The sequence below is a fragment of the Coleofasciculaceae cyanobacterium genome, assembly GCA_036703275.1.
GTDB lineage: Bacteria > Cyanobacteriota > Cyanobacteriia > Cyanobacteriales > Xenococcaceae > Waterburya.
Genome location: DATNPK010000076.1, coordinates 116,186 through 137,017 on the forward strand (window position 1 = coordinate 116,186; position 20,832 = coordinate 137,017).

Annotated in this window: 20 protein-coding genes; 9 read left to right on the top strand and 11 right to left on the bottom strand. The window is 40.0% G+C overall.

The genetic code is table 11. The features are described 5' to 3' along the window. Window positions 1–5 precede the first annotated feature (5 nt). The 5 genes from V6C71_14135 to V6C71_14155 form a co-directional block, all read right to left on the bottom strand. Window positions 6–254 carry a YlxR family protein gene (locus tag V6C71_14135; GenBank protein HEY9769613.1) on the bottom strand — a complete coding sequence of 83 codons (249 nt, stop codon included), beginning with the start codon at window positions 252–254 and terminating at the stop codon, window positions 6–8. Between the two features lie 207 nt (window positions 255–461). Further along, window positions 462–1,796 (bottom strand): transcription termination factor NusA, encoded by a 1,335-nt coding sequence (nusA, locus tag V6C71_14140; GenBank protein HEY9769614.1) that lies wholly within the window; start codon window positions 1,794–1,796, stop codon window positions 462–464. Between the two features lie 83 nt (window positions 1,797–1,879). After that, window positions 1,880–2,338 carry a ribosome maturation factor RimP gene (gene rimP / locus V6C71_14145; protein ID HEY9769615.1) on the bottom strand — a complete coding sequence of 153 codons (459 nt, stop codon included), beginning with the start codon at window positions 2,336–2,338 and terminating at the stop codon, window positions 1,880–1,882. Window positions 2,339–2,667: 329 nt separating this feature from the next. Beyond that, complete coding sequence (gene petD / locus V6C71_14150; GenBank protein HEY9769616.1) at window positions 2,668–3,150, bottom strand: cytochrome b6-f complex subunit IV; 483 nt, start codon at window positions 3,148–3,150, stop codon at window positions 2,668–2,670. Between the two features lie 265 nt (window positions 3,151–3,415). Next, entirely contained in the window at window positions 3,416–4,084 is a 669-nt protein-coding gene (locus V6C71_14155; protein ID HEY9769617.1) for a cytochrome b6, read from the bottom strand. 467 nt (window positions 4,085–4,551) lie between these two features. Here V6C71_14155 and ctpA point away from each other — a divergent pair, with 467 nt between their 5' ends. From ctpA to ureC, 4 genes are all read left to right on the top strand, one after another. Continuing rightward, window positions 4,552–5,790: a carboxyl-terminal processing protease CtpA gene (gene ctpA, locus V6C71_14160; protein ID HEY9769618.1), complete on the top strand. Its 1,239-nt coding sequence runs from the start codon at window positions 4,552–4,554 to the stop codon at window positions 5,788–5,790. A 106-nt stretch (window positions 5,791–5,896) separates the two neighbouring features. Then, entirely contained in the window at window positions 5,897–6,274 is a 378-nt protein-coding gene (locus tag V6C71_14165) for a DUF1499 domain-containing protein (GenBank protein HEY9769619.1), read from the top strand. Between the two features lie 121 nt (window positions 6,275–6,395). Next, the gene (locus V6C71_14170; protein HEY9769620.1) at window positions 6,396–7,226 is read left to right on the top strand and encodes a pentapeptide repeat-containing protein; all 831 of its coding nucleotides are present in this window, start codon (window positions 6,396–6,398) and stop codon (window positions 7,224–7,226) included. A gap of 149 nt (window positions 7,227–7,375) precedes the next feature. Further along, entirely contained in the window at window positions 7,376–9,088 is a 1,713-nt protein-coding gene (gene ureC / locus V6C71_14175; protein ID HEY9769621.1) for an urease subunit alpha, read from the top strand. Window positions 9,089–9,235: 147 nt separating this feature from the next. On the opposite strand, the gene V6C71_14180 is transcribed toward ureC, so the two are convergent. Next, window positions 9,236–9,439, bottom strand: a complete 204-nt coding sequence (locus V6C71_14180; protein HEY9769622.1) for a hypothetical protein — start codon at window positions 9,437–9,439, stop codon at window positions 9,236–9,238. A gap of 333 nt (window positions 9,440–9,772) precedes the next feature. Between V6C71_14180 and V6C71_14185 the strand changes: the two genes are divergently transcribed. Next, window positions 9,773–9,928 carry a hypothetical protein gene (locus V6C71_14185; GenBank protein ID HEY9769623.1) on the top strand — a complete coding sequence of 52 codons (156 nt, stop codon included), beginning with the start codon at window positions 9,773–9,775 and terminating at the stop codon, window positions 9,926–9,928. 304 nt (window positions 9,929–10,232) lie between these two features. On the opposite strand, the gene V6C71_14190 is transcribed toward V6C71_14185, so the two are convergent. From V6C71_14190 to V6C71_14200, 3 genes are all read right to left on the bottom strand, one after another. Continuing rightward, window positions 10,233–12,761 (bottom strand): sigma 54-interacting transcriptional regulator, encoded by a 2,529-nt coding sequence (locus V6C71_14190; GenBank protein ID HEY9769624.1) that lies wholly within the window; start codon window positions 12,759–12,761, stop codon window positions 10,233–10,235. Window positions 12,762–12,906: 145 nt separating this feature from the next. After that, complete coding sequence (gene ychF, locus V6C71_14195; GenBank protein ID HEY9769625.1) at window positions 12,907–13,998, bottom strand: redox-regulated ATPase YchF; 1,092 nt, start codon at window positions 13,996–13,998, stop codon at window positions 12,907–12,909. Window positions 13,999–14,022: 24 nt separating this feature from the next. Continuing rightward, entirely contained in the window at window positions 14,023–14,721 is a 699-nt protein-coding gene (locus tag V6C71_14200) for a response regulator transcription factor (GenBank protein HEY9769626.1), read from the bottom strand. A 556-nt stretch (window positions 14,722–15,277) separates the two neighbouring features. On the opposite strand from V6C71_14200, the gene V6C71_14205 reads away from it, so the two are divergent. The 3 genes from V6C71_14205 to V6C71_14215 all read left to right on the top strand — a co-directional run bounded on the left by V6C71_14205 (window position 15,278) and on the right by V6C71_14215 (window position 18,475). After that, window positions 15,278–16,738, top strand: coding sequence for an aminotransferase class I/II-fold pyridoxal phosphate-dependent enzyme (locus V6C71_14205; GenBank protein HEY9769627.1), 1,461 nt, complete (start codon window positions 15,278–15,280; stop codon window positions 16,736–16,738). Between the two features lie 139 nt (window positions 16,739–16,877). Continuing rightward, window positions 16,878–17,468 carry a precorrin-6Y C5,15-methyltransferase subunit CbiT gene (gene cbiT / locus V6C71_14210; protein ID HEY9769628.1) on the top strand — a complete coding sequence of 197 codons (591 nt, stop codon included), beginning with the start codon at window positions 16,878–16,880 and terminating at the stop codon, window positions 17,466–17,468. Window positions 17,469–17,599: 131 nt separating this feature from the next. After that, complete coding sequence (locus tag V6C71_14215) at window positions 17,600–18,475, top strand: phosphatidate cytidylyltransferase (GenBank protein ID HEY9769629.1); 876 nt, start codon at window positions 17,600–17,602, stop codon at window positions 18,473–18,475. Window positions 18,476–18,925: 450 nt separating this feature from the next. Here V6C71_14215 and psaJ read toward each other — a convergent pair whose 3' ends face one another. Both psaJ and V6C71_14225 read right to left on the bottom strand, forming a co-directional pair. Then, window positions 18,926–19,054, bottom strand: a complete 129-nt coding sequence (psaJ, locus tag V6C71_14220) for a photosystem I reaction center subunit IX (protein HEY9769630.1) — start codon at window positions 19,052–19,054, stop codon at window positions 18,926–18,928. 36 nt (window positions 19,055–19,090) lie between these two features. Continuing rightward, window positions 19,091–19,591, bottom strand: coding sequence for a Photosystem I reaction center subunit III (locus V6C71_14225; GenBank protein ID HEY9769631.1), 501 nt, complete (start codon window positions 19,589–19,591; stop codon window positions 19,091–19,093). 200 nt (window positions 19,592–19,791) lie between these two features. Here V6C71_14225 and tsaD point away from each other — a divergent pair, with 200 nt between their 5' ends. Continuing rightward, complete coding sequence (gene tsaD / locus V6C71_14230; GenBank protein HEY9769632.1) at window positions 19,792–20,829, top strand: tRNA (adenosine(37)-N6)-threonylcarbamoyltransferase complex transferase subunit TsaD; 1,038 nt, start codon at window positions 19,792–19,794, stop codon at window positions 20,827–20,829. The last annotated feature ends 3 nt before the right edge of the window (window positions 20,830–20,832 follow it).

The following is a 20,832-nucleotide window of genomic DNA, read 5'->3' on the forward strand; positions in this document are numbered from 1 at the left end:
CACTATCAGCTTAAACGTTCTTGTAAACTTTGATAAATATCATCAGGAACTTTGGTTTTTAAAGAACCTCTTAGACGATTTTTTATTCTAGCTTGAGTTAAACACTTAATATTGGGGCAAAGATATGCAGAACGTCCCATTCCTCGATCTAACTGGATTTTATGGCTTGAGGCTAAACGCACTACGCGCCAGAGTAATTCTTTGGGTGCGACTTGTCGACAGCTTATACAACGACGATAGTTTATTTGGTTCAAACTTTTTATCTTTTTAACGTTTTGCTTAGCTCTAATTAAAGAGACGTAATTGTGGTTGGAATGAGGACTAAATAGATAGAAAAGGCACAGCCACCATGCCAAGAAAAGAAAATGCGTCTTTTTGGCGCAGCCAGGAAAGCTTGATTACGGCGACTGCATCAAAGAGTTTTGGCGCAGCCTTAGTTATGACCGTGCTTAATTTGATTGCTAAGATTCTTGCTCTGGTTCGGCTTCTTCTATAGTTTCAGCTTCAGCAATTGGTTCGGCTTCTTCTATAGTTTCTAACACTTCAGTTTCCTCGGCTTCTTCTGTTTCTACCTCATCAATCGTTTCTTCCGACTCGGTCAGTTCTGTTGCTCTGGCTTGAGCTGCCCATTTTGCCATTTCTGCTGCTTCATCATATTTATTAATATCTTTAAGATCAATTTTCCATCCTGTAAGACGAGCAGCCAAACGAACATTTTGCCCTTCTTTACCAATTGCTAAACTCAACTGATCTTCAGCAACCAAAACCAAAGATTGTTTTTCTTCTGTATTAGCTAAAACTACTTGGTCAACTCTGGCAGGACTAAGAGAATTAGAGATATAGGTTGCAGGATCGGGCGACCATCGAATTACATCGATTTTTTCTCCTCGCAATTCATTTACCACGGCTTGGATTCTTGAACCCCTAGCGCCAATGCAGGCTCCGACGGGATCGACATCTCTTTCTAAAGTATCGACGGCAATTTTAGTGCGCACTCCTACATGGCGAGAAGGAGGATGAGCTTCCCTGGCAACAGCGACGATACGGACAATTTCTTCTTCTATTTCAGGAACTTCGTTACTAAATAATTCTACGACCAATCCTGCTGTGGCTCGAGAAACCATTAGCTGGGGTCCACGATGTGGAGTATCCCTAACTTTTTTCAAATAAACTTTGAAGGTGGTGTTAGAGCGATAGGTGTCGTTGGGTAGTTGTTCACGCTTGGGTAATTCTGCCTCTACTTCTGGCTGTCCCAAACCACTGGTAACTGCCACAATCGCTGATTGCCTTTCAAAACGAACTACTCTCGCCTGTAAAACTGTCCCTTCTAAATCCTGGAACTCTGCTTGTATTAGCTTTCTTTGTTGATCCCTGAGTTTTTGTAACAGCACCTGTTTGGTTTGGATTGCTGCCATTCGTCCAAAATCTTTTTGTTCGGGAGTAACGTCTACTAATACCGAGTCTCCTACCTGAATTTCGGAGTCGTCAACTTGCTCTTGCACTTCGCTCAAAGCAATCTGGTGATCGCGGTCTTCAATTTGGTCTTTACTAATATCCACGATCACTTTGGTAGTAAGAATTTGAAAACCTTCTTCTTCTGTATCCAGTTGAACATTAAAGTTTTCAAAATATTCTTCGCTAAATTCTTCGTTACGGTTTTTAGAACGGCGAAACTTTTCGTAACCTTTGATTAATGCTTCTCTCAAAGCCTCTTCTACAGAGCTACCAGGTAAATTATATCTCTGGCTAATTTCATCGATAGTTGCCTTGAGACCAGGCAAACTGACTAGAGTCATGTCGTACTCCTAATAATGGAATTAATATTTGAATTAGCGATATTGATCAATGTCGATCGCTAAAGTTTTGGCTCTAAGCTTGGTTATCCATCATCAAGCTGTACTTTAGCAATTAATTCGCGCGGGATAGCGATCGCTTTACCCTTATTGTTGATATGAATTGCCGTTTCGTCACGATGTTGCAGTCGCCCTTGCCACTGTTTTTTATTTTTATATGGAGCAAAGGTTTTGATTGTCACGGCAAACCCCTTGAAGGCGATAAATTCTCGATCTGTAGTCAGAGTACGGGAAATACCAGGGCTAGAAATTTCTAAGACATAGGTCCCAGGAATAATTTCTGTTAGATCTAGCTTCTCTTCGAGAACACGACTCATCTGTTCGCAGTTTTCCAGGCTAGTGTCCCCATGAGGATTTCTCACGTCTATCCTCAGAATTGGTGGTGTTTGATTGGTTTGAAACACTGCGTCGACTAACTCTAGCTTGAGATCTTCAGCTAAAGGAGATGCTAGTTTAATAATTTGGGGGACAACCGGATGAGTCATGTTGAGCAAAAAGTTGTGGTGCGCCAACCAAACCAGAAGTAAGTTGGAACTATTATTTAGTTTAATTTAGACAACAAAAAAAGCGGGCTGTTCCCACTTCCATGCTGCTCAATATCGTTGCAGGCATAAAGGCATTTGACTTATTTACCCTGCTTTGTGCGATCTATCATACCAATAATTTCGACATTACCGCAATCTTAGACAGTTACACTGATTTACTAAACTAAAGAGACGTGGCTGAACCATACTTGGCTTCAACTTAAGCTAAAACCAACTACAGAACTACTACGCCTCTTCTGACAGCTAATAAACTGTGCTTTCTCTAGAATTTAGAACAAGCCTAGTGTTAGAGATTCGTCAATGGGGAAAGTTGCCCCAATTCCCAGCCAAATAGTTACCAAAGTACCAAATAAGAATAGTGTGGTGGCTACAGGACGACGGAAAGGATTTTGAAATTTGTTAACATTTTCAATGAAAGGAATCAACATCAGACCCAGAGGTACTGCTGTTTGAGCCGCAATCCCTAACAATTTGCTAGGAACAACCCGGAGAATTTGGAATACAGGATATAAATACCATTCAGGTAAAATCTCTAGAGGAGTAGCAAAAGGGTTAGCAGGTTCGCCTACAATTGCAGGATCGAGTACAGCTAAACTTACAACCAAACCAATAGTTCCTAAGATAACTACGGGGAAAATGTATAGCAAATCATTAGGCCATGCAGGCTCACCATAGTAATTGTGACCCATACCTTGAGCTAACTTAGCGCGTAAAGTGGGATCGCTTAGATCTGGCTTTTTTAAAGTGGACATAATTTTCTCTCCTAAATTTACTGACAATCAGCGGGTTAAATAAGCACAATAATTGCTATTTATGCTGTCTAAGCTTTATTAATATGGCATATGGCACTTTATTTAATAAATAAATTGAGGTATTTTAATCTCTCTCCGTGCCTTCTGGTATCCAAAAAGCAAATTAACTTATATACCTTATATACCTTATATACACTTTAGCTATTATTTTTGGCAAAATCTATCAGGAGCCTTTGTTCAATACCCCTGATAAATTTTTTTCTATTTACAAAGGACCAGAAATACCTTGTTTGCGAATCATCAAAAAGTGCAGCAGCATAAATACTGCAATCAACCAAGGTAGAACAAAAGTGTGCAAGCTATAGAAACGAGTCAAAGTAGCTTGACCAACACTAGCACTACCTCTTAGTAGCTCAACTAGCTGATCGCCAACGACTGGAATTGCTGCTGGAACACCAGATACAATTTTTACCGCCCAATAGCCAATTTGATCCCAAGGTAAAGAGTAACCAGTTACACCAAAGCTTACTGTGATCACTGCCATGATTACTCCAGTAATCCAGGTCAACTCACGGGGGTTTTTAAATCCACCAGTCAGATAAACGCGGAAAGTGTGAAGAATCATCATCAAAACCATCATGCTAGCTGACCAGCGATGGATAGAACGGATTAACCAGCCGAAGCTGACTTCGTTCATGATGTACTCAACGGAAGCAAAAGCTTCAGATACATTGGGCTTATAGTAAAAAGTCATACAAAATCCAGTGGCGAACTGGATTAAGAAGCAAACCAGAGTAATACCGCCTAGGCAATAAAAAATGTTTACGTGGGGTGGTACGTACTTGCTGGTGATGTCATCAGAAATTGATTGAATTTCTAGACGCTCATCAAACCATTGAAAAGTTTTTGAATCAGTTACTTGTTTAGAAAACATGAAGCTTATAAATTAGCGAAAAAAAAATAGTTATGGATGGCTCTACCAAGTCAGTTTTCAGCTTTATAGCAGAGCGAAATTTCAGAGCTTCTCTACTTGAAATAAGCGATGGTGCAGGCAGGACTGCTGTAAAAGTCTTAAGTAGATAAGCGTACCGTATTAAAGTTTATCTGTAATCAAACAGATAACACGCTTGGTGTATATTTGCAGTTTTAAGCCCATAGCGGGTCAAACCATAGAAATTTTAACTTTGCCCTATTAAAAAATGTAACATAGCTTTAAGCTATGATGTCTTTATCTAATGTAGTATTATACGCCATATTTAGCTTGGGATTACCTCATATCACTAAAAAAATTTGTCGCCAGAGCTTTCTAGTTGAACAAAACAATTAATGTTTTTGCGTAACAATTAATTAAGAATCGCTAAATTAAAATAATTGTAAGAATCGCCCTATTTATTATTTCCCATGGTCAAGAAAGTTTGTTCAATTGTTCTGCTGGTATTTTTTTGGTTCGCTTCTTGCTGGTACACACCTAATGCTCAAGCTTTTACTGAAGAACAAAAGCTTTTATTGCAATCGTGGCGCATTGTCAATCAATCTTATTTAGATGAAACTTTCAATCATCAAAATTGGTGGAAGCTAAGAGAGAAGTTTGTCAAAAAACCGCTGCGCGATCGCGAAGAGACTTATACTGCGATCGAAGAAATGCTGGCAAGCCTAGACGATCCTTTTACCAGACTACTTAGACCTGAACAATATCATAGTTTACAGGTAAATACTTCGGGACAACTTTCTGGTGTAGGACTACAAATCAACGTTAATCCCGAAACCAAGCTAATTGAAGTTATTTCGCCCTTGGCTGGCTCTCCTGCCGAAGCAGCAGGAATTGAACCCAAAGACAGTATTTTAGAAATTGATGGAGTTGATACGAAAACTATTACTCTAGACGAAGCAGCAGCCAAAATGCGTGGCAGTATTGGCACAAAAGTTTCTCTGAGGATACAGTCTGGGCAAGACAAAGCCGCCAAACCTCATACCGTCGATCTAGTTCGCGATCGCATTTCACTCAATCCTGTTTATATCGCTTTAGATACTAACACCGATAAGAAAGTGGGTTATGTGCGACTCAGTCAGTTTAGTGCTAACGCAGCCAAAGAAATTGCTCATGGAGTTAGCAAGTTAGAAAAACAGGGAGCAGAAGCTTATATTCTTGATTTACGCAATAATCCTGGGGGTTTATTACAGTCTGGAGTCGAAATTGCGAGAATGTGGGTTGATAACGGCACGATTGTTTATACCGTAAATCGTCAGGGAGCTTTAGGCAGCTTTGATTCCAATAGTGAAATATTAACCGACGATCCCTTAGTCGTTTTGGTCAACCAAGGAACAGCTAGTGCTAGCGAAATTTTGGCAGGAGCATTACAAGACAACGAAAGAGCTTTATTGGTGGGAGAAAAAACCTTTGGCAAAGGGTTGATTCAATCTTTGTTTGAATTACCCGACGGTGCTGGTTTAGCGGTAACGGTGGCTAAATATGAAACTCCCAATCATACAGATATTAATAAGCTGGGAATCGAGCCAGACAATGTTGTGTCCCAAAAGCCGATCACCTATGCTCAAATCGCTACTGAAGCCGACCAACAGTATCAAGAGGCGTTGAAGCTATTGACTGCCAAAGAAAGCGTTTTAGCCGAAGCAGCATAACTTGTCTTACCCCCTACAAAAGACGAGAATTTTTGAGGTAGTTGCTAGCAATGTAAAATAATTTTGTTTAGATTAAAACCAAATTTTAAGAAGAAGTAGCAACAAAATGTTTAATTTAAAAGGAAAAAAACCTAATAATTTAGGTGTCAAAGATGGGAAGTTAACTGCTTGTCCTGATACTCCTAACTGTGTTAGTAGTCAAAGTAATGATGCTCAGTCGCAGATCGAACCGTTGCCAATTGTATCTATGGCTGAGATTAAGAAAGTGCTACAGAACATGGAGAGAGTTACCATCATTGAAGAGACAGATAAGTATCTTTATGCAGAATTTAAAAGCAGGCTAATGGGATATGTGGATGATGTGGAGTTCTATTTAGATTCTGACGTTAATGTGGTTCAGGTTCGCTCTGCTTCTCGCCTTGGCAAATCCGATCTCGGAGTCAACCGTAAGCGAGTTGAAGAAATTAGAAGCAAACTTAAATAAACAAACCAGATATTAGACAATAGATTTAAAGAATTGCCAGGGTTAAGTTAGCTTGACCCTTTTTCTTGTTTGTTAAAGATGGTTATCCATAATTAATTTTTAATTATTCAGCTTTAAAATTATGCCCACCACCGCCTTAAGCAGTAAATCTCCTCTTGCTGCAAATATTATTGCCAAACTCCAGTCAGGACAAAGTTTAGCCCACGCCGACTATAGTAATCAAGATCTATATGCGATCGCACTTAACGAAGCCAATTTAGAGCAGGTTAATTTGGCTCAAAGCATTTTAACTAACGCCGATCTAGTTGGGGTAAATCTCAAAGGAGCAAATCTTTGTCATGCAGATTTAAGAGGAGCAAATTTAACGGGGGCAGATTTAAGAGGAGCAAATTTAACGGGGGCGTATTTGAGTCGTGCTGATTTACGGCGAGCTAACCTCAGTAATGCCAATTTACACAATACTCAGTTTCAGGTAACTATTTACGACAACGAAACTATTTTTCCCGAAGAGTTTAACTGTAAAAGTTCTGGCGCAGTAGGGCCTGGTGCTAATCTTAATGGGGCTTATTTTAATACCGCAAATCTGCGAGGAGTAGATTTGACAGGAGCAAAAATGCTCGGTGCTTACCTAAGTGGGGCGGATCTAACTGGGGCAATTTTAGATAATGTTTCTTTGAGTGGAGCAAATCTGCAAAAAGCCATCATGACAGGGGCGAGCCTGCGCAACGCACGCCTTGCTAACACTGAACTTAAGGGAGTAGATTTTCGAGCTGCTGATTTAACTGGGGCAATTTTAGAAAATCTCCAAAACATTGCAGGAGCAGACTTTAGCCTGGTCAGGGGTTTGAGCGAACAGGCTCGTTCGGCTATCCTGAGCTTTCCTGCACCAGATCTAACCACCTGGAACGCCTATACTCGCTGTAATACAAAAGATAGTCTGGAGAAAAATTAGCTTTTAGCTGATAGCCTCAGACCTTAATTAGCCACGCTCAAATTCTTAATATATTCTGTGTTCTAATCAAGACGGGCTTTAATACCTTTAATCTATAAACTGATTCTAATTATTTAGGCGAAACCACACAGGAATTAGCGGTTAGATATATGAGCTATCACATGGATCGGCGGGCGTATGCGGATACTTATGGTCCCACTGTGGGCGATCGCGTTAGATTAGCGGACACAGAATTGCTAATCGAAGTAGAGCGAGATTTCACTACCTACGGCGATGAGGTTAAATTCGGTGGTGGCAAGGTAATCCGCGATGGCATGGGTCAATCGCCGATCTCCCGCGCAAATGGGGCGGTAGACATGGTAATTACTAACGCTTTAATTCTCGATTGGTGGGGAGTTGTCAAAGCTGATATTGGCATTAAAGATGGCAAGATTCACCAGATAGGTAAGGCAGGCAATCCTCAGATTCAAGATAATGTAGATATCATCATTGGGGCTGCAACCGAAGTTGTGGCTGGTGAAGGACACATAGTTACCGCTGGCGGTATTGATAGCCATATTCACTTTATTTGTCCCCAACAGATTGAAACAGCGATCGCCTCTGGGATTACGACGATGATCGGCGGCGGTACTGGCCCTGCTACGGGTACAAACGCAACCACCTGCACTCCTGGGGCGTGGAATATTTGGCGGATGCTTCAGGCTGCGGATGCTTTTCCGATGAATCTGGGCTTTTTGGGTAAGGGTAATAGTGCTAAACCTGAAGGGCTAGTGGAACAGGTACAGGCAGGTGCAATGGGGCTAAAGCTGCATGAAGATTGGGGAACAACCCCCAAGGCGATCGATACTTGCCTAAGTGTTGCCGATCGCTATGATGTTCAGGTAGCAATCCATACCGATACTCTTAATGAAGCGGGTTTTGTGGAAAATACGCTCGCTGCGTTTAAAGAGCGCGTAATTCATACCTATCATACTGAAGGCGCAGGTGGTGGACATGCTCCTGATATTATTAAAGTCTGCGGTCAGAGTAATGTTTTACCTTCTTCGACTAATCCCACCCGTCCTTTTACCGTCAATACTTTAGAAGAACACCTAGATATGCTGATGGTGTGTCATCACCTTGATAAAAGTATTCCCGAAGATGTAGCCTTTGCTGAATCTCGTATCCGCCAAGAAACCATTGCAGCAGAAGACATTCTGCACGATTTAGGGGCATTTAGCATGATTTCTTCTGATTCTCAAGCAATGGGCAGAGTCGGAGAAACCATAATTCGCACCTGGCAAACCGCCCACAAAATGAAGGTGCAACGGGGTGTCTTAGAATCTTCTAATCAAGAAAAAGCCGATAACTTTCGCGCTAAACGGTATATTGCTAAATACACGATTAACCCTGCCATCACTCACGGTATTGCCAACCAGGTTGGTTCAATTGAGTCAGGGAAACTAGCAGATATCTGTCTCTGGAAACCAGCCATGTTTGGCGTAAAGCCAGAGATTGTCATCAAAGGAGGCGCGATCGCCTATGCTCAAATGGGCGATCCAAATGCGAGTATTCCCACTCCCCAGCCTGTTTATATGCGTCCTATGTTTGGTAGTTATGGCGGTGCGAGGACGGCTACTTCCCTTTCCTTCGTGTCCCAAGCGGCTATACAGGCAGGCATCCCGGAACAGATTGGCTTACAGAAAAAAGCGATCGCTGTAAGCAATACTCGTAATTTAAGCAAGGCAGATATGAAGCTCAACGCTGCTTTACCTAATATCGAAGTCAATCCCGAAACCTATGAAGTGCGAGCCGATGGCGAGTTATTAACCTGCGAACCTGCTAAAGTTTTACCAATGACACAACGATATTTTTTATTTTAGATATTTCTCGATTATTTACCCAGTTGATTGTCAAACTTAAGCTATACAATGAACTGAACTAACCCCCATTGCATCAGACAAATAGCATACCCCTCCATATTTGTTGAGAAGTAATTTTATTTGTTCTACTATCACTTTGACTTTCTCTTAAGGACAATAACAAATTATAAACGCGTTACTTAACTTACTGCTGCCTAAATTGACATCATCAGATACAGTGCCGCGATCGCTTTTACCAACCACATTATTGATGATGCTATAAACAGGAGCTTCCTCTTTTTCCAAGATTTTAACAACTTTGCTTACTTCTTGAGAGGTAATAATTATTTCGATTCTACTAACTTGGTGCATTTTTTACACTGCTAAACTCACTATATCTATATATCGTAAGCGGGAATGATCTTTGTATCTCTAAAAAAAGTCATCTGTCATGTTTTGAATTCAGACTAGTATTATGCTTCGAGAAATATACCCAGAATTTTCTGATTAACTTACTTTATCGGCAGTGCGATCACTCCTGCTTTGTTTCTCAAAATACGACAAACGCTGATATTCCTTAAAAGATTGATTTGCCCAAAAGAGAGATCTCTGTTGGCAATACTCGTAACTTGAGCAAAACCGATATGAAGCTTAACGATGTCTTGCTCAATGAAGAAACATTAATTATATAGTGAGTTATATTCTATGCTTGCAAGAGAAGATATTGCCATGAACAGTAAGTTTCAATTTATGAATGTTCGCTATCAACTAGCTGGGGGAGGAATTACAGGAAAAATTTTAAATTTATATGTGAATGGGCAAAAAGTCACAAATTTTAAAACAATTGACGATATTTTATGACGAAATGGGACAACAGGGATGGGAAATTCGTCCTTTAGGTATGGGACAAGGTGTTTACACTTATTTTGTTGTAATGCAGCGAGAGGTTAGTTGAAATGAACGATAAAAATTTCAAAGCTAAAAATATTGGGAAGACAAGCAAAAGCTCAATTGTGAAGAACTCGTTTGCCTAGTCTCGAATCAGAAACTTTACCCTGATAATTAATTTGTTAGGTGTTGACAATGATTTTCAGCCCCCTAACCCCCAAGCTTGGGGGAATTAGCTCAGGATTTTAGCCTAGACGTGGTACTATCTGCTGTTCGATTAAAAGCCGACAATTACCTGCCACATACCAAAACCTAAAAAAGCGATCGCACCTAGCTGCGGTAGTAAATATTTAAACTGCTGACGAGCAATCTTTTGGGTTAATAAGATAGACAACAACACACCAATGATCAAAGAAGTTCCTTGCAAAAAAGCAATTACTGCGGGATGAGCTACGAGTAGAGGAAGATTTGCGCCGTTTAAACCAAAGGTTGCCATGGTTACGGGAAGTACTCTCCCGCCTTCTGCTAAACCAAGACGGAGATAGTGAGCTAAGTTGCCTGCCAACACTAAAGGTAAATAACCATAAGCTACTTCAATAAACTTGCGGGGTCTGTATTTACGATTTAGTTTACCTATAAGTTTATTTATGGCTTGAGCTATGAGCGGTACGATCGCCGGCATACTTAAAACCAGAATAGATACTAAAGCGTGGTTGCTAAATCGATCTAGGTGCAGATCTAAACCCAGCCGAATTGATATTTCTGGCAAACGATGCAAAAAGACAACGTTTAACAATAAAAATAACAACGCCACTTCATAGCTATGGGGAGTATGGGTTGTCCATAGTTCAATTCCAGGGGGACGTAAATTAAACTCAACTGAGCGATGGGGACAGGCTTTAAGACAGGTCATGCACAAAACACAATCTCGATTGTCGGTTAATTGTGCAGGATGGGAATAAAGAGGACAGCCGTTAGTTTCTTGTCCTTCTCCTTTAGCAGGACCGCCTTTATAACATTGGTAGGTGGTACATTCTGCCGAGCAAGTTCCCTGTTGCGCTCGTAATTCCGTCATGGAAAGTTTGGCAAACAACCCATTCATGCCCCCAATGGGACAAAGATAACGACACCAAAAGCGACGTTCAAAGATAGCTGAAAAGATCATTGCCCCTGCGGTAATCAGCAATAGTAAACAAGCCGACAGATAAGCGGTATTTTCCAGATTCCACAGTTCTTCCCAAAGTAAGATGAGAGCAAATAAACCAAACAAAAACCAGCCACCCCATTTTTCGGCATGATGTCTAGGCCATTTCTTAAGTTGTCTAGGAAACAAGATTAAAGATAGCTTTTGGGTAATTTCGCCGTAGATCATAAAGGGGCATACCGCGCACCACAGTCTGCCAACGAAAGGAAATCCAATTAAGATTAATGGCCACCACCATGCCCAAAATAAGTTAAGCGCAAAGTTCTCCTGACGGTTTTGGGGAGCGATGAAAAGCACTAAAACAATGAAGGCAAAAAAGCTCAAGGTAAAGCCATAATTGATCCTGTCAGGAAACCAATCACTCCGCAGAAAATAGCGCAGCTGAGGATATCTATTGAGCAGATTCAGCCGATACTGTTTCTTTTTACTTTGGGACTGCCAAACAACTTCTTCGGTAATATCATCACAGCCTTGTAGTTGGGTCAAAGCTCGCTCAATAATGCTTTCTAGTTCCCGCAGGTTATTGGGAAAATCATAAGTCTGGAGATTTCTAATTGCTTCGGGGGTAATTTGGGTTTTTCTCAGACATTTATCACGCCCAACAAGATTAAGATAATAGTTAATTTGTTCATCTAAATCTGTTTTACGCACTCTTAATGGCGGGACTTTTATTAGGCTATCCACCACAGAATCGATCGCCGCGATCGCTTGCTCAGAAATGAGAATTATTCGGGCTTGAGATCTTTGAGGTGTGTCAGCTTCTCCTCCTGGACGGATAATTGGCGTATATTGATGAGTCTTAATTAGCTCAGCGATCGCGGGAATTAATTCTTTTGCTAAGAGGTGAATGTTATTGAGAACCAAAGTACCCCCCTGGAGACTGGCAATTAACCCTGGTTTGCCGCCACTGCGACCAAATAATTCGGCACCACTAGTCTGTAGTTTAGAACAGTCAATTTTAATAATCGGTTGGCGACGATTAGCAGAGCCAAAGTGAATTAAAGTTGCCAGGTTATCTTTTTCTAATCCTGGTTCTCCAAAAATCAAGACCGACTCTCTGGTTTGCGCAGCCTGTTTGATTTGCGATCGCAATCTGGTTGCATAGCGACTTTTACCAATAACTCCTCGTCTAGCTTTGCTAACTAAATAAGGTCTTAAAGTTACCTGACGTTCTTGTTCAAATAATAATTGCTCTGATAATTCTTTGACTTCTGTAGCTAACTGTTGGGAAAAAGTTTGAGTTATTTCCGGATGTTGCTGAACAATATTGCTAAACTGGGAACTCTCAATAAACCAAACTTGTGTTTCGGTGATAGTTTCAACCTGATATTGCGTCGGTTGATTTAGTAATAAAGCATATAAATTTAGTACTGTTCCCGATAGCAAACTACTTTGACTTGATTCTAATTGACTATTACTAGCTAATTTTCCTACTTGAATAATATACAAACCATCGGGTTCAGTATTTTCATTAACCAGAGTTTGATTAGCACCAATAGTCTGTGCAGTTAGGTTAGCTGCAATTTCGGTTAAAATTTCGGTTGATAGATTGCCCAGACAAGTTTCTTGTTGAAGGAATGATACTAGATCGGGTAAATTCATACAGTAATCCTCAACTTAATTACTTACACTTTATCAAGCTTAGGTTATCTGTGAAGCTAGCACCTTGAGATTGAAAAAGCGATCGCCTTGAATATTGCGATCGCTCTAGTTTAAATTAATTATTATTAGAGACGGCAGATCGTAATTAACCACCAATGCGAAATTCAATTACATCACCTTCTTGGACAACATAATCTTTACCCTCTAGCCTCAGTAAACCTTTTTCTTTGGCTGCATTCTTAGAGCCTGTTTGGATTAAATCTTGGTAGCTAATAGTTTCAGCCTTGATAAATTTCTTCTCAAAATCGGTATGAATTACGGCTGCCGCTTGGGGTGCTTTAGTTCCTGCAACAATTGTCCAGGCGCGGGTTTCTTGCTCTCCTGTTGTGAGATAGGTACGCAATCCTAATAGCTCATAAGTAGCGCTAATTAAAGATTTTAAACCGCCTTCTTCTACCCCTAAGGCTTCGAGGAAATCTTTAGTCTCCTCCGGAGAAAGTTCAATTAATTCTGACTCTACTTGCGCCGAGACAACGACTACTTTAGCAGCTTCATCATGGGTAAACTGGCGAACTTCTTCTACCCATTTATTGCCACTTGCCAAGTCATCCTCAGAAACATTAGTTGCATAAATAATCGGTTTATTAGTTAATAATCCGAGCTGCTTGATCGTTAGTAGCTCGTCTTCGGATAAATCCATACTGCGGACAGATTTACCATCGTTTAGAACCTCACTAATTCTGGTTAATAATTCTACTTCTGCTTGGGCATTTTGGTCATTTTTTGCCTGTTTCCGTAACCTGGTAATCCGTTTCTCTACCTGAGCCAGATCTGCTAAAATCAACTCCAAATTAATTATTTCAATGTCCCTGACTGGATCTACAGAACCAGCAACATGAATAATATCGTCATCTTCAAAACAACGTACCATGTGGACAATGGCATCAACTTCGCGGATATTAGCGAGAAACTGATTGCCTAACCCTTCCCCTTTACTTGCACCCTTAACTAAACCGGCAATATCGACAAACTCGATTCTGGTAGGGACTAGCTTTTGAGAACTAGAGAGTTTAGAAAGCACCTCCAGGCGAGCATCTGGAACGGATACTACCCCGACGTTAGGTTCAATAGTACAAAAAGGGAAATTAGCTGCATCTGCCTTGGCATTAGCGACCAAGGCATTAAACATGGTAGATTTACCGACGTTGGGTAATCCGACGATTCCTGCTCTTAACATGACTGCTTGTATTGACTTCTAGGTTCAGTCTGCCAATTTTACTGCATTAGAACTAGATAACTCAAACATATAGCCTCTACCCCAAACAGTTTTAATAAATTCTCCATGGACATCACCAACTTTTTTACGAATGCGACCAACGTGAATATCTACCTTGCGATCGTCTCCCTCATAGCCATTATTATTCCAAATTGCCGCGATTAGTTCTGCTCGATCCCAGACTCGATTAGGATTATTAGCTAAAAAATAAAGTAAATCAAATTCTAATGCTGTTAGAGAAATAATACGATTATTTAAAATAACTTCGCGACGATAAAAATCAATTGTCAGATTGTCTAAAAAGATAGATTTTTTACTGATACTAGAAGGGATATTATTACTTCCTCTTCTAAACAAAGCTTCAATTCTTGCCTTAAGAATTTGTAAATCAAATGGTTTGGTAATGTAGTCGTCTGCTCCTTTGGAAAAAGCTTCCAAAATGTAGCTATTATCAGACATAGAGCTTAGCATGATGACCATTACGTTAGTTTGGCGCATTTCTTGACAAAGATTTAATCCTGTATCGTCTGGTAAATTTACATCTAGAATTACTAAATCTGGCTGAAAGCTTCTAAACTTTTGTCTAGCTGTGGTGCAATCAGAAGCAACTTCAGTTTGATAGTTATTATAGGAAAGAAACCGATCAATTAAATGATGTAATGTTTGATCGTCATCGACAATCATAATTTTTTTTTTGTCACTTTCTATAACGCTGGAGTAATTATTTAATAAATACACTATAAGTACTTTTTATATTATTGATTTAGGGCTCTCAAACCATATCAGAATAATTACTGAGAAAGCGATAGCAGTATCTTGTTTTTACTTAATCTTTATCTAAAAAATAGTTTGTATAAAGTTATTATTAATTTACTAGCTTTATACAAAAATTAAATAATTAAATAATTTTAAAAACATATGGATTTGAAAAAAGTTGTAAGCGATTGGCTACGCCAGCGCAGAGCGCATCGCTTCTTAGAGTTACTGAAAAATATCTCAAAAGCGCGTGGGCTATGGTCGGGTTTCCCGACCATGTAGAACCACGAATATACGCTAATAGCTAATAGCTGAAAGCTAAAAATCGATTAGACAAACAACGTAGTGTCTTAACTTGTCAGAGTTGATGATGAAATAATAGAGAAACGCGCAGCACAACAGAATTATGCAGCAGCTGCGATCGTGCTGGGAACTAGATCTTGATTTTCCAAGATCAATAAAATATTTTAGATACTAAATGTAAATGAGCGATAATTGGACAAAAACGCCTTTATTACAAGCTTTAAGAAAATCTGCTCAGAAATCTCAGGCGGCATTTTACGCTCCAGGACATAAGCAAGGAAAAGGAGTCAATCAGGTTATTAAAGATTTGATTGGTAATGCCGTATTTAAAGCCGATCTGCCAGAATTACCAGAATTAGATAATTTGTTTGCTCCAGAAGGGGTAATAGAAGAAGCACAGCAGTTAGCTGCAATGACTTTTGGTGCGGAAAAAACTTGGTTTTTGATTAATGGTTCAACTTGTGGCGTAATGGCAGCGATTTTGGCTACTTGTAGCATGGGGGACAAAATAATTTTACCCAGGAATATTCATCAATCGGCGATCGCTGGTTTAATTTTGTCTGGAGCAATACCGATCTATATCAATCCAGAATACGATGCTCAAGCAGGATTAGCCCATAACGTAACTCCAGAGACGGTAGAACAATCGTTACTTCAACATCCCGACACCAAAGCCGTAATGATGCTGCACCCAACCTATCAGGGAGTATGTAGCGATTTAAAGGCAATCGCCGAAATTACCCACCGATATAATATTCCACTGTTGGTAGACGAAGCTCACGGCGCACACTTTGCTTTTCATGATGATTTACCTCCTTCGGCAATGAGCTTGGGGGCAGATTTGACGGTACAGTCTACTCATAAAACCTTAAGTGCCATGACTCAGGCATCAATGCTACATATTCAAGGAACAAGAGTTTGTCGTCAGCGGATTAATAAAGCTTTGCAGTTAGTTCAATCTACAAGCCCTAGTTATCTTCTTCTCGCTTCCCTAGATGCTGCCAGACAGCAAATGGCAACTCAAGGCAAAGAATTAATGAGTCAAGCAATCGCTTTCTCCACCGAAGCCAAGGATAAAATTGCTGAGATGACCAATTTATCTGTATTGACATCAAAAATACAGCCAGGCTGCCAACACTTTGACATAACTAGACTAACCCTTAACCTATCCAAATTAGGTATAACAGGCTTTGAGGCTGACAAAATATTACACGAACAGCTAGGAGTTACCTGCGAACTTCCTTTACCGCAGCACCTCACCTTTATTATCTCCCTGGGTAATATTGCTGAAGATATTAAAAAACTGATTCAAGCCTGTGAAACTTTATCTCAATCAGTCACTTCTGAAATTATTTCCTTCCCGATTATTCTTCCCGCTCAATCATCTTTAATCTTTCATCCCTTGGAGGTTTCACCCAGAGAAGCTTATTTTGCTAATACTGAAACTATATCAATTAGTGAAGCCAGCGATCGCCTGTGTGGGGAGTTAATTTGTCCTTATCCTCCAGGTATTCCTCTATTAATGCCTGGAGAAATTATTACGAGCGAGGCAATTGACTATTTACAACAAGTTTTGGCAGCGGGGGGAACTATCACAGGGTGTAACGATCCCACTCTCCAAACCTTACAAATTTTTAAATAGCTGAATCAACTAACCAGTAAAACCTAGCTCATTCAAGGTACAAAATTAAAAGTAATATTGTTCTTAGTCATTAGCTTCGGTATTTAAGATCTAGATTCGGCAACGCTATAAATAACCAATAATCAATAACAATTTTATTATGCTCTGGCCCTATAAAACCCCTGGAATTCCTGACAAACTTTTTGAACGTCTGCCTGGAATTCCTCTAAGTAAAAGGGAGGTAAGAATGTTGATTATTTCCTCCTTGCGCATGAAGCCAGATTCAGTTTTGTGGGACATCGGTGCAGGAACAGGGACGATTCCCGTAGAAATTGGCTTACTTTGCCCCCAAGGACAGATAATTGCCATAGAAAGAGACGACGAAGTGGCAAAATTAATTAAACGTAACTGCGATCGCTTTGGAGTAAATAACGTTGACGTGGTTCAAGGAAGCGCACCAGACTGCCTCAAAGATATACAGCATAAGCCAAATTTAGTTTGTATAGAAGGAGGTAAACCGATTGAAGATATTCTTAAACAAACTTGGAAATATCTCCAGCCAGAAGGACGAATTGTAGCCACAGTTAGTAACTTGGAAAATTTGTATATTATTTCTCAGGGTTTATCAGAGCTTCAGGCTCGAAATATAGAAGTAGTGCAATCGGCAGTAAATCGTTTAGAAACTAGGGGGATTCATCAGACTTTTGCCGCAGTAAATCCAATGTTCATACTTAGTGGAGAAAAATTCTAGCTTACTACGATACTTTATTTTTTGCTCGAGAATTACTAGGACATAAACCAGTAATTTGTTAATCTTTCATAAGGTTGACTTAAACTTAATCTTTTAACTTCTTAATTTAGCGTTTGTAGCAGCAACGCATTATGCCCTTGTCTCGTATAATTAGCTCTGTAGTAGCGATCGCCCTTGCCTTGGGAATGATTATTCTCGGAGGGTGGTATTTTACTCTCGGTATTGGTATTTTAATTGTCTTGGCGCAACTAGAATATTTTAGGTTAGTTCGCGCCAAGGGAGTGGAACCCGCTGGCAAAACCACTTTAATTGTCTCTCTAGTGCTTTTGCTTAGTGCCACTATTGCTCCCAACATTACTGATGCGATGTTCTGCTTGGGTGGAACAATCATTTGCTTCTATTTGTTATTTCAGCCCAAAATAGCTACCATCGCTGATATTTCCAGTTCCATCTTAGGATTATTTTATACAGGCTATTTACCGACTTTCTGGGTTCGTCTGAGAGTGAATCTTCCTAATAGTAGTAATGCGAGTAACTTACCTCTAAATGGCTATTGGCCAGATTCTTGGCTCAATCCCAGTCAGTTTCCTACTGCTTTAACCTTAACTTTTTTGGTAATGGCTTGTATTTGGGCGGCAGATATTGGTGCATACACGATGGGCAAAAACTTTGGTCGGACTAGATTATCAGATATTAGTCCTAAAAAAACCGTTGAGGGAGCAGTTTTTGGCGTACTAGGCAGTTTAATAGTTGCTGAATTAGGAGCTTGGTATTTTCATTTTCCTGCTTGGCAGATAAGCGGCGTGATGTTAGGAATACTAATTGGCATTACTAGCCTGCTAGGAGACTTAACCGAATCGATGATGAAGCGCGATGCAGGAGTCAAAGATTCTGGCCAGTTAATTCCAGGTCACGGAGGCATTTTGGATCGCACCGATAGCTACGTTTTTACTGCTCCTCTAGTCTATTATTTTTTCACCTTATTATTGCCTTTGCTGAGAGCTTAATCCAGATGTTGCTTAGTTAGACTCACTGGCTCTGGCTTGGGCTGTATTTGTTGTCAGGTAGTTTATCACTCACGACAGCTAGGATACTCCCAAAGAAGTCATTACAGGCAAGACTGTAGCGAAGACGATAAAAGTAATAACTCCTAAAGCTAAGTTCCGATAAATCCGCTTTTCGGGTCTACATCTTTTATATTTCATTTTGATTAATATTTTTTAAGATAATTTCCTCTTTTATAACAAATTAGGTTTAGGTTTTTCTGTAATTTGAATTCATATTTTCCAGTAATTATAGTTAAAAAATTCGGGAGCTTACAGCTAATAGCTACAAAAAAACTGCGACTAACAACCAAATTAATCGCAGAAAATGAAATGTCTATTTTTAGCGAAGATGCTAAAAATAGACATACTATTAAGTTAAGAAAACCTCAGTTGAAGTTAGTTATATTCTAACTAAGTAAGTGGATGGAATAATAAATCGGGGAAAAAACGGTTAAATTCGATTAAAAGACCGGCTGTAACCGTTAGCAGTGCCATAATTAAAACTGGGGCGGTGGAAAGAAATCTTTGTAAGGCTTCCATGTTTGTCCTCCATGTAAACAATAAATAAAGTACGTCCTAGCGAGGTGAAACAGTAATTTCTGATTCATCCGCTACAAGCTTGCCACTAGTAAATTCACCAAAAGCAAGTAAAGGCCAAGTAGAGGCAGCTAACATTTTGCTAATAGCCAAAGGAACATCGATCACAATTTCGTGCATTTCTGTGTTCTTCTGTCCTCTCACCGCAATTACGTAAGAGCGACCAGCCCAACCAATCCAGCCAGCAATATATAAGAATAAAACACTAGGGATAAAAAAGTCTCCCATGTGCGACCAGCGACCATCTACGATTAAATGGGGTAAACCCTCTGGGCCACAAAGAGCTTCGGCATAACGCTCGGCTCGAATTTGACCAGAATTGGGATCGCTTGTAGTGTTGCGGAAATTTTTAGCTTTTTGGATGTAGGCAGGATTTTCTCCGCAGGGAGTTAAATTAGCTACATCTTCTTTAGCATTCGCCGTAGGTGCAAAACCAAACCAAAGCGTAAATACTAGTATTAAAGCAAACAACCTTCTCATGAATATGTTTCCTTTTGTGACAGATAATAATTGTGTTTGTGTATAGGCGTAAAGATATTTCTTATACGCCAACTAATCTTACTTCCAGTAATAGACTGTAATTTATTAAAGCCTTGCTAATGCTTTTGTAAACTCTTTCTACTTAAGAAAGTTGGGGATTAGGCGAACATATTTGTTCTTGTAAATCAACTTATCAAAGGATGGCAACAATTTTAGCGATCGAAACAAGTTGTGACGAAACTGCGGTAGCAATTGTAAAGAACCGTCAAGTTTTAAGTAGCATTGTTTCTTCTCAAATCGAACTGCACAAAATTTACGGGGGTGTTGTACCAGAATTAGCTTCCCGGCAACATCTAGAAATTATTAACCCCTGTATTAGTCAGGCGATGTCGGAAGCAGATCTAGAGTGGAAAAATATAGATGCGATCGCAGCCACCTGTACTCCTGGCTTAGTAGGAGCTTTGCTAGTAGGAATGGCAGCAGCAAAAACCTTGGCGATGCTTTACAACAAGCCTTTTCTGGGAGTGCATCACCTGGAAGGGCATATCTATGCTTCTTATTTGGCTCAACTAAACTTAGAGCCTCCATTTCTGTGCTTACTGGTTTCTGGGGGACATACCAGTAGTATTCAGGTTAAAGATTATGGAGAATATAAACTTCTTGGCTCAACTAGAGATGATGCAGCAGGAGAAGCGTTTGATAAAGTGGCAAGGTTATTAGATTTAGGCTATCCAGGTGGTCCAATAATCGATCGCCTGGCGCAACAAGGCAACCCCAAAGCTTTTAAATTACCCGAAGGTAAAATCTCATTATCAGAAGGAGGCTATCATCCCTATGACTATAGCTTTAGCGGAATGAAAACAGCGGTTTTAAGATTAGTAGAAAAATTAGCAGTTGCTGGAGAAATTCCCGTGGCTGATGTTGCAGCTAGCTTTCAGGATACTGTAGCCAAGGTATTAACTAAACGTAGCGTCAAATGCGCTCTCGATTATGATTTAGATACTATTACGATTGGCGGTGGTGTAGCAGCAAATAGCGGTTTGAGAACACATTTACAAGATGCGGCGGACAAGCACAATTTAAAAGTATATTTTCCGCCTTTAAAGTTTTGTACTGATAATGCAGCCATGATTGGTTGTGCAGCAGCCCAACATTTTAATCTCGGACATACTTCTAATTTGAATCTTAATGTTCAATCTCGGATGGCGATTGATAAGGTAATGCAGCTATATCAATAGAAT

Bases quoted from the DNA above. Each gene is read 5' to 3' on its own strand.
- ctpA (HEY9769618.1), top strand. From the start codon at position 4,552: ATGGTCAAGAAAGTTTGTTCAATTGTTCTGCTGGTATTTTTTTGGTTC.
- V6C71_14215 (HEY9769629.1), top strand. From the start codon at position 17,600: ATGCCCTTGTCTCGTATAATTAGCTCTGTAGTAGCGATCGCCCTTGCC.
- tsaD (HEY9769632.1), top strand. From the start codon at position 19,792: ATGGCAACAATTTTAGCGATCGAAACAAGTTGTGACGAAACTGCGGTA.
- V6C71_14200 (HEY9769626.1), bottom strand. From the start codon at position 14,721: ATGATTGTCGATGACGATCAAACATTACATCATTTAATTGATCGGTTT.
- cbiT (HEY9769628.1), top strand. From the start codon at position 16,878: ATGCTCTGGCCCTATAAAACCCCTGGAATTCCTGACAAACTTTTTGAA.
- V6C71_14155 (HEY9769617.1), bottom strand. From the start codon at position 4,084: ATGTTTTCTAAACAAGTAACTGATTCAAAAACTTTTCAATGGTTTGAT.
- rimP (HEY9769615.1), bottom strand. From the start codon at position 2,338: ATGACTCATCCGGTTGTCCCCCAAATTATTAAACTAGCATCTCCTTTA.
- V6C71_14190 (HEY9769624.1), bottom strand. From the start codon at position 12,761: ATGAATTTACCCGATCTAGTATCATTCCTTCAACAAGAAACTTGTCTG.
- psaJ (HEY9769630.1), bottom strand. From the start codon at position 19,054: ATGGAAGCCTTACAAAGATTTCTTTCCACCGCCCCAGTTTTAATTATG.
- petD (HEY9769616.1), bottom strand. From the start codon at position 3,150: ATGTCCACTTTAAAAAAGCCAGATCTAAGCGATCCCACTTTACGCGCT.
- V6C71_14165 (HEY9769619.1), top strand. From the start codon at position 5,897: ATGTTTAATTTAAAAGGAAAAAAACCTAATAATTTAGGTGTCAAAGAT.
- V6C71_14225 (HEY9769631.1), bottom strand. From the start codon at position 19,591: ATGAGAAGGTTGTTTGCTTTAATACTAGTATTTACGCTTTGGTTTGGT.
- ureC (HEY9769621.1), top strand. From the start codon at position 7,376: ATGAGCTATCACATGGATCGGCGGGCGTATGCGGATACTTATGGTCCC.
- V6C71_14170 (HEY9769620.1), top strand. From the start codon at position 6,396: ATGCCCACCACCGCCTTAAGCAGTAAATCTCCTCTTGCTGCAAATATT.
- V6C71_14180 (HEY9769622.1), bottom strand. From the start codon at position 9,439: ATGCACCAAGTTAGTAGAATCGAAATAATTATTACCTCTCAAGAAGTA.
- V6C71_14185 (HEY9769623.1), top strand. From the start codon at position 9,773: ATGCTTGCAAGAGAAGATATTGCCATGAACAGTAAGTTTCAATTTATG.
- V6C71_14205 (HEY9769627.1), top strand. From the start codon at position 15,278: ATGAGCGATAATTGGACAAAAACGCCTTTATTACAAGCTTTAAGAAAA.
- ychF (HEY9769625.1), bottom strand. From the start codon at position 13,998: ATGTTAAGAGCAGGAATCGTCGGATTACCCAACGTCGGTAAATCTACC.
- nusA (HEY9769614.1), bottom strand. From the start codon at position 1,796: ATGACTCTAGTCAGTTTGCCTGGTCTCAAGGCAACTATCGATGAAATT.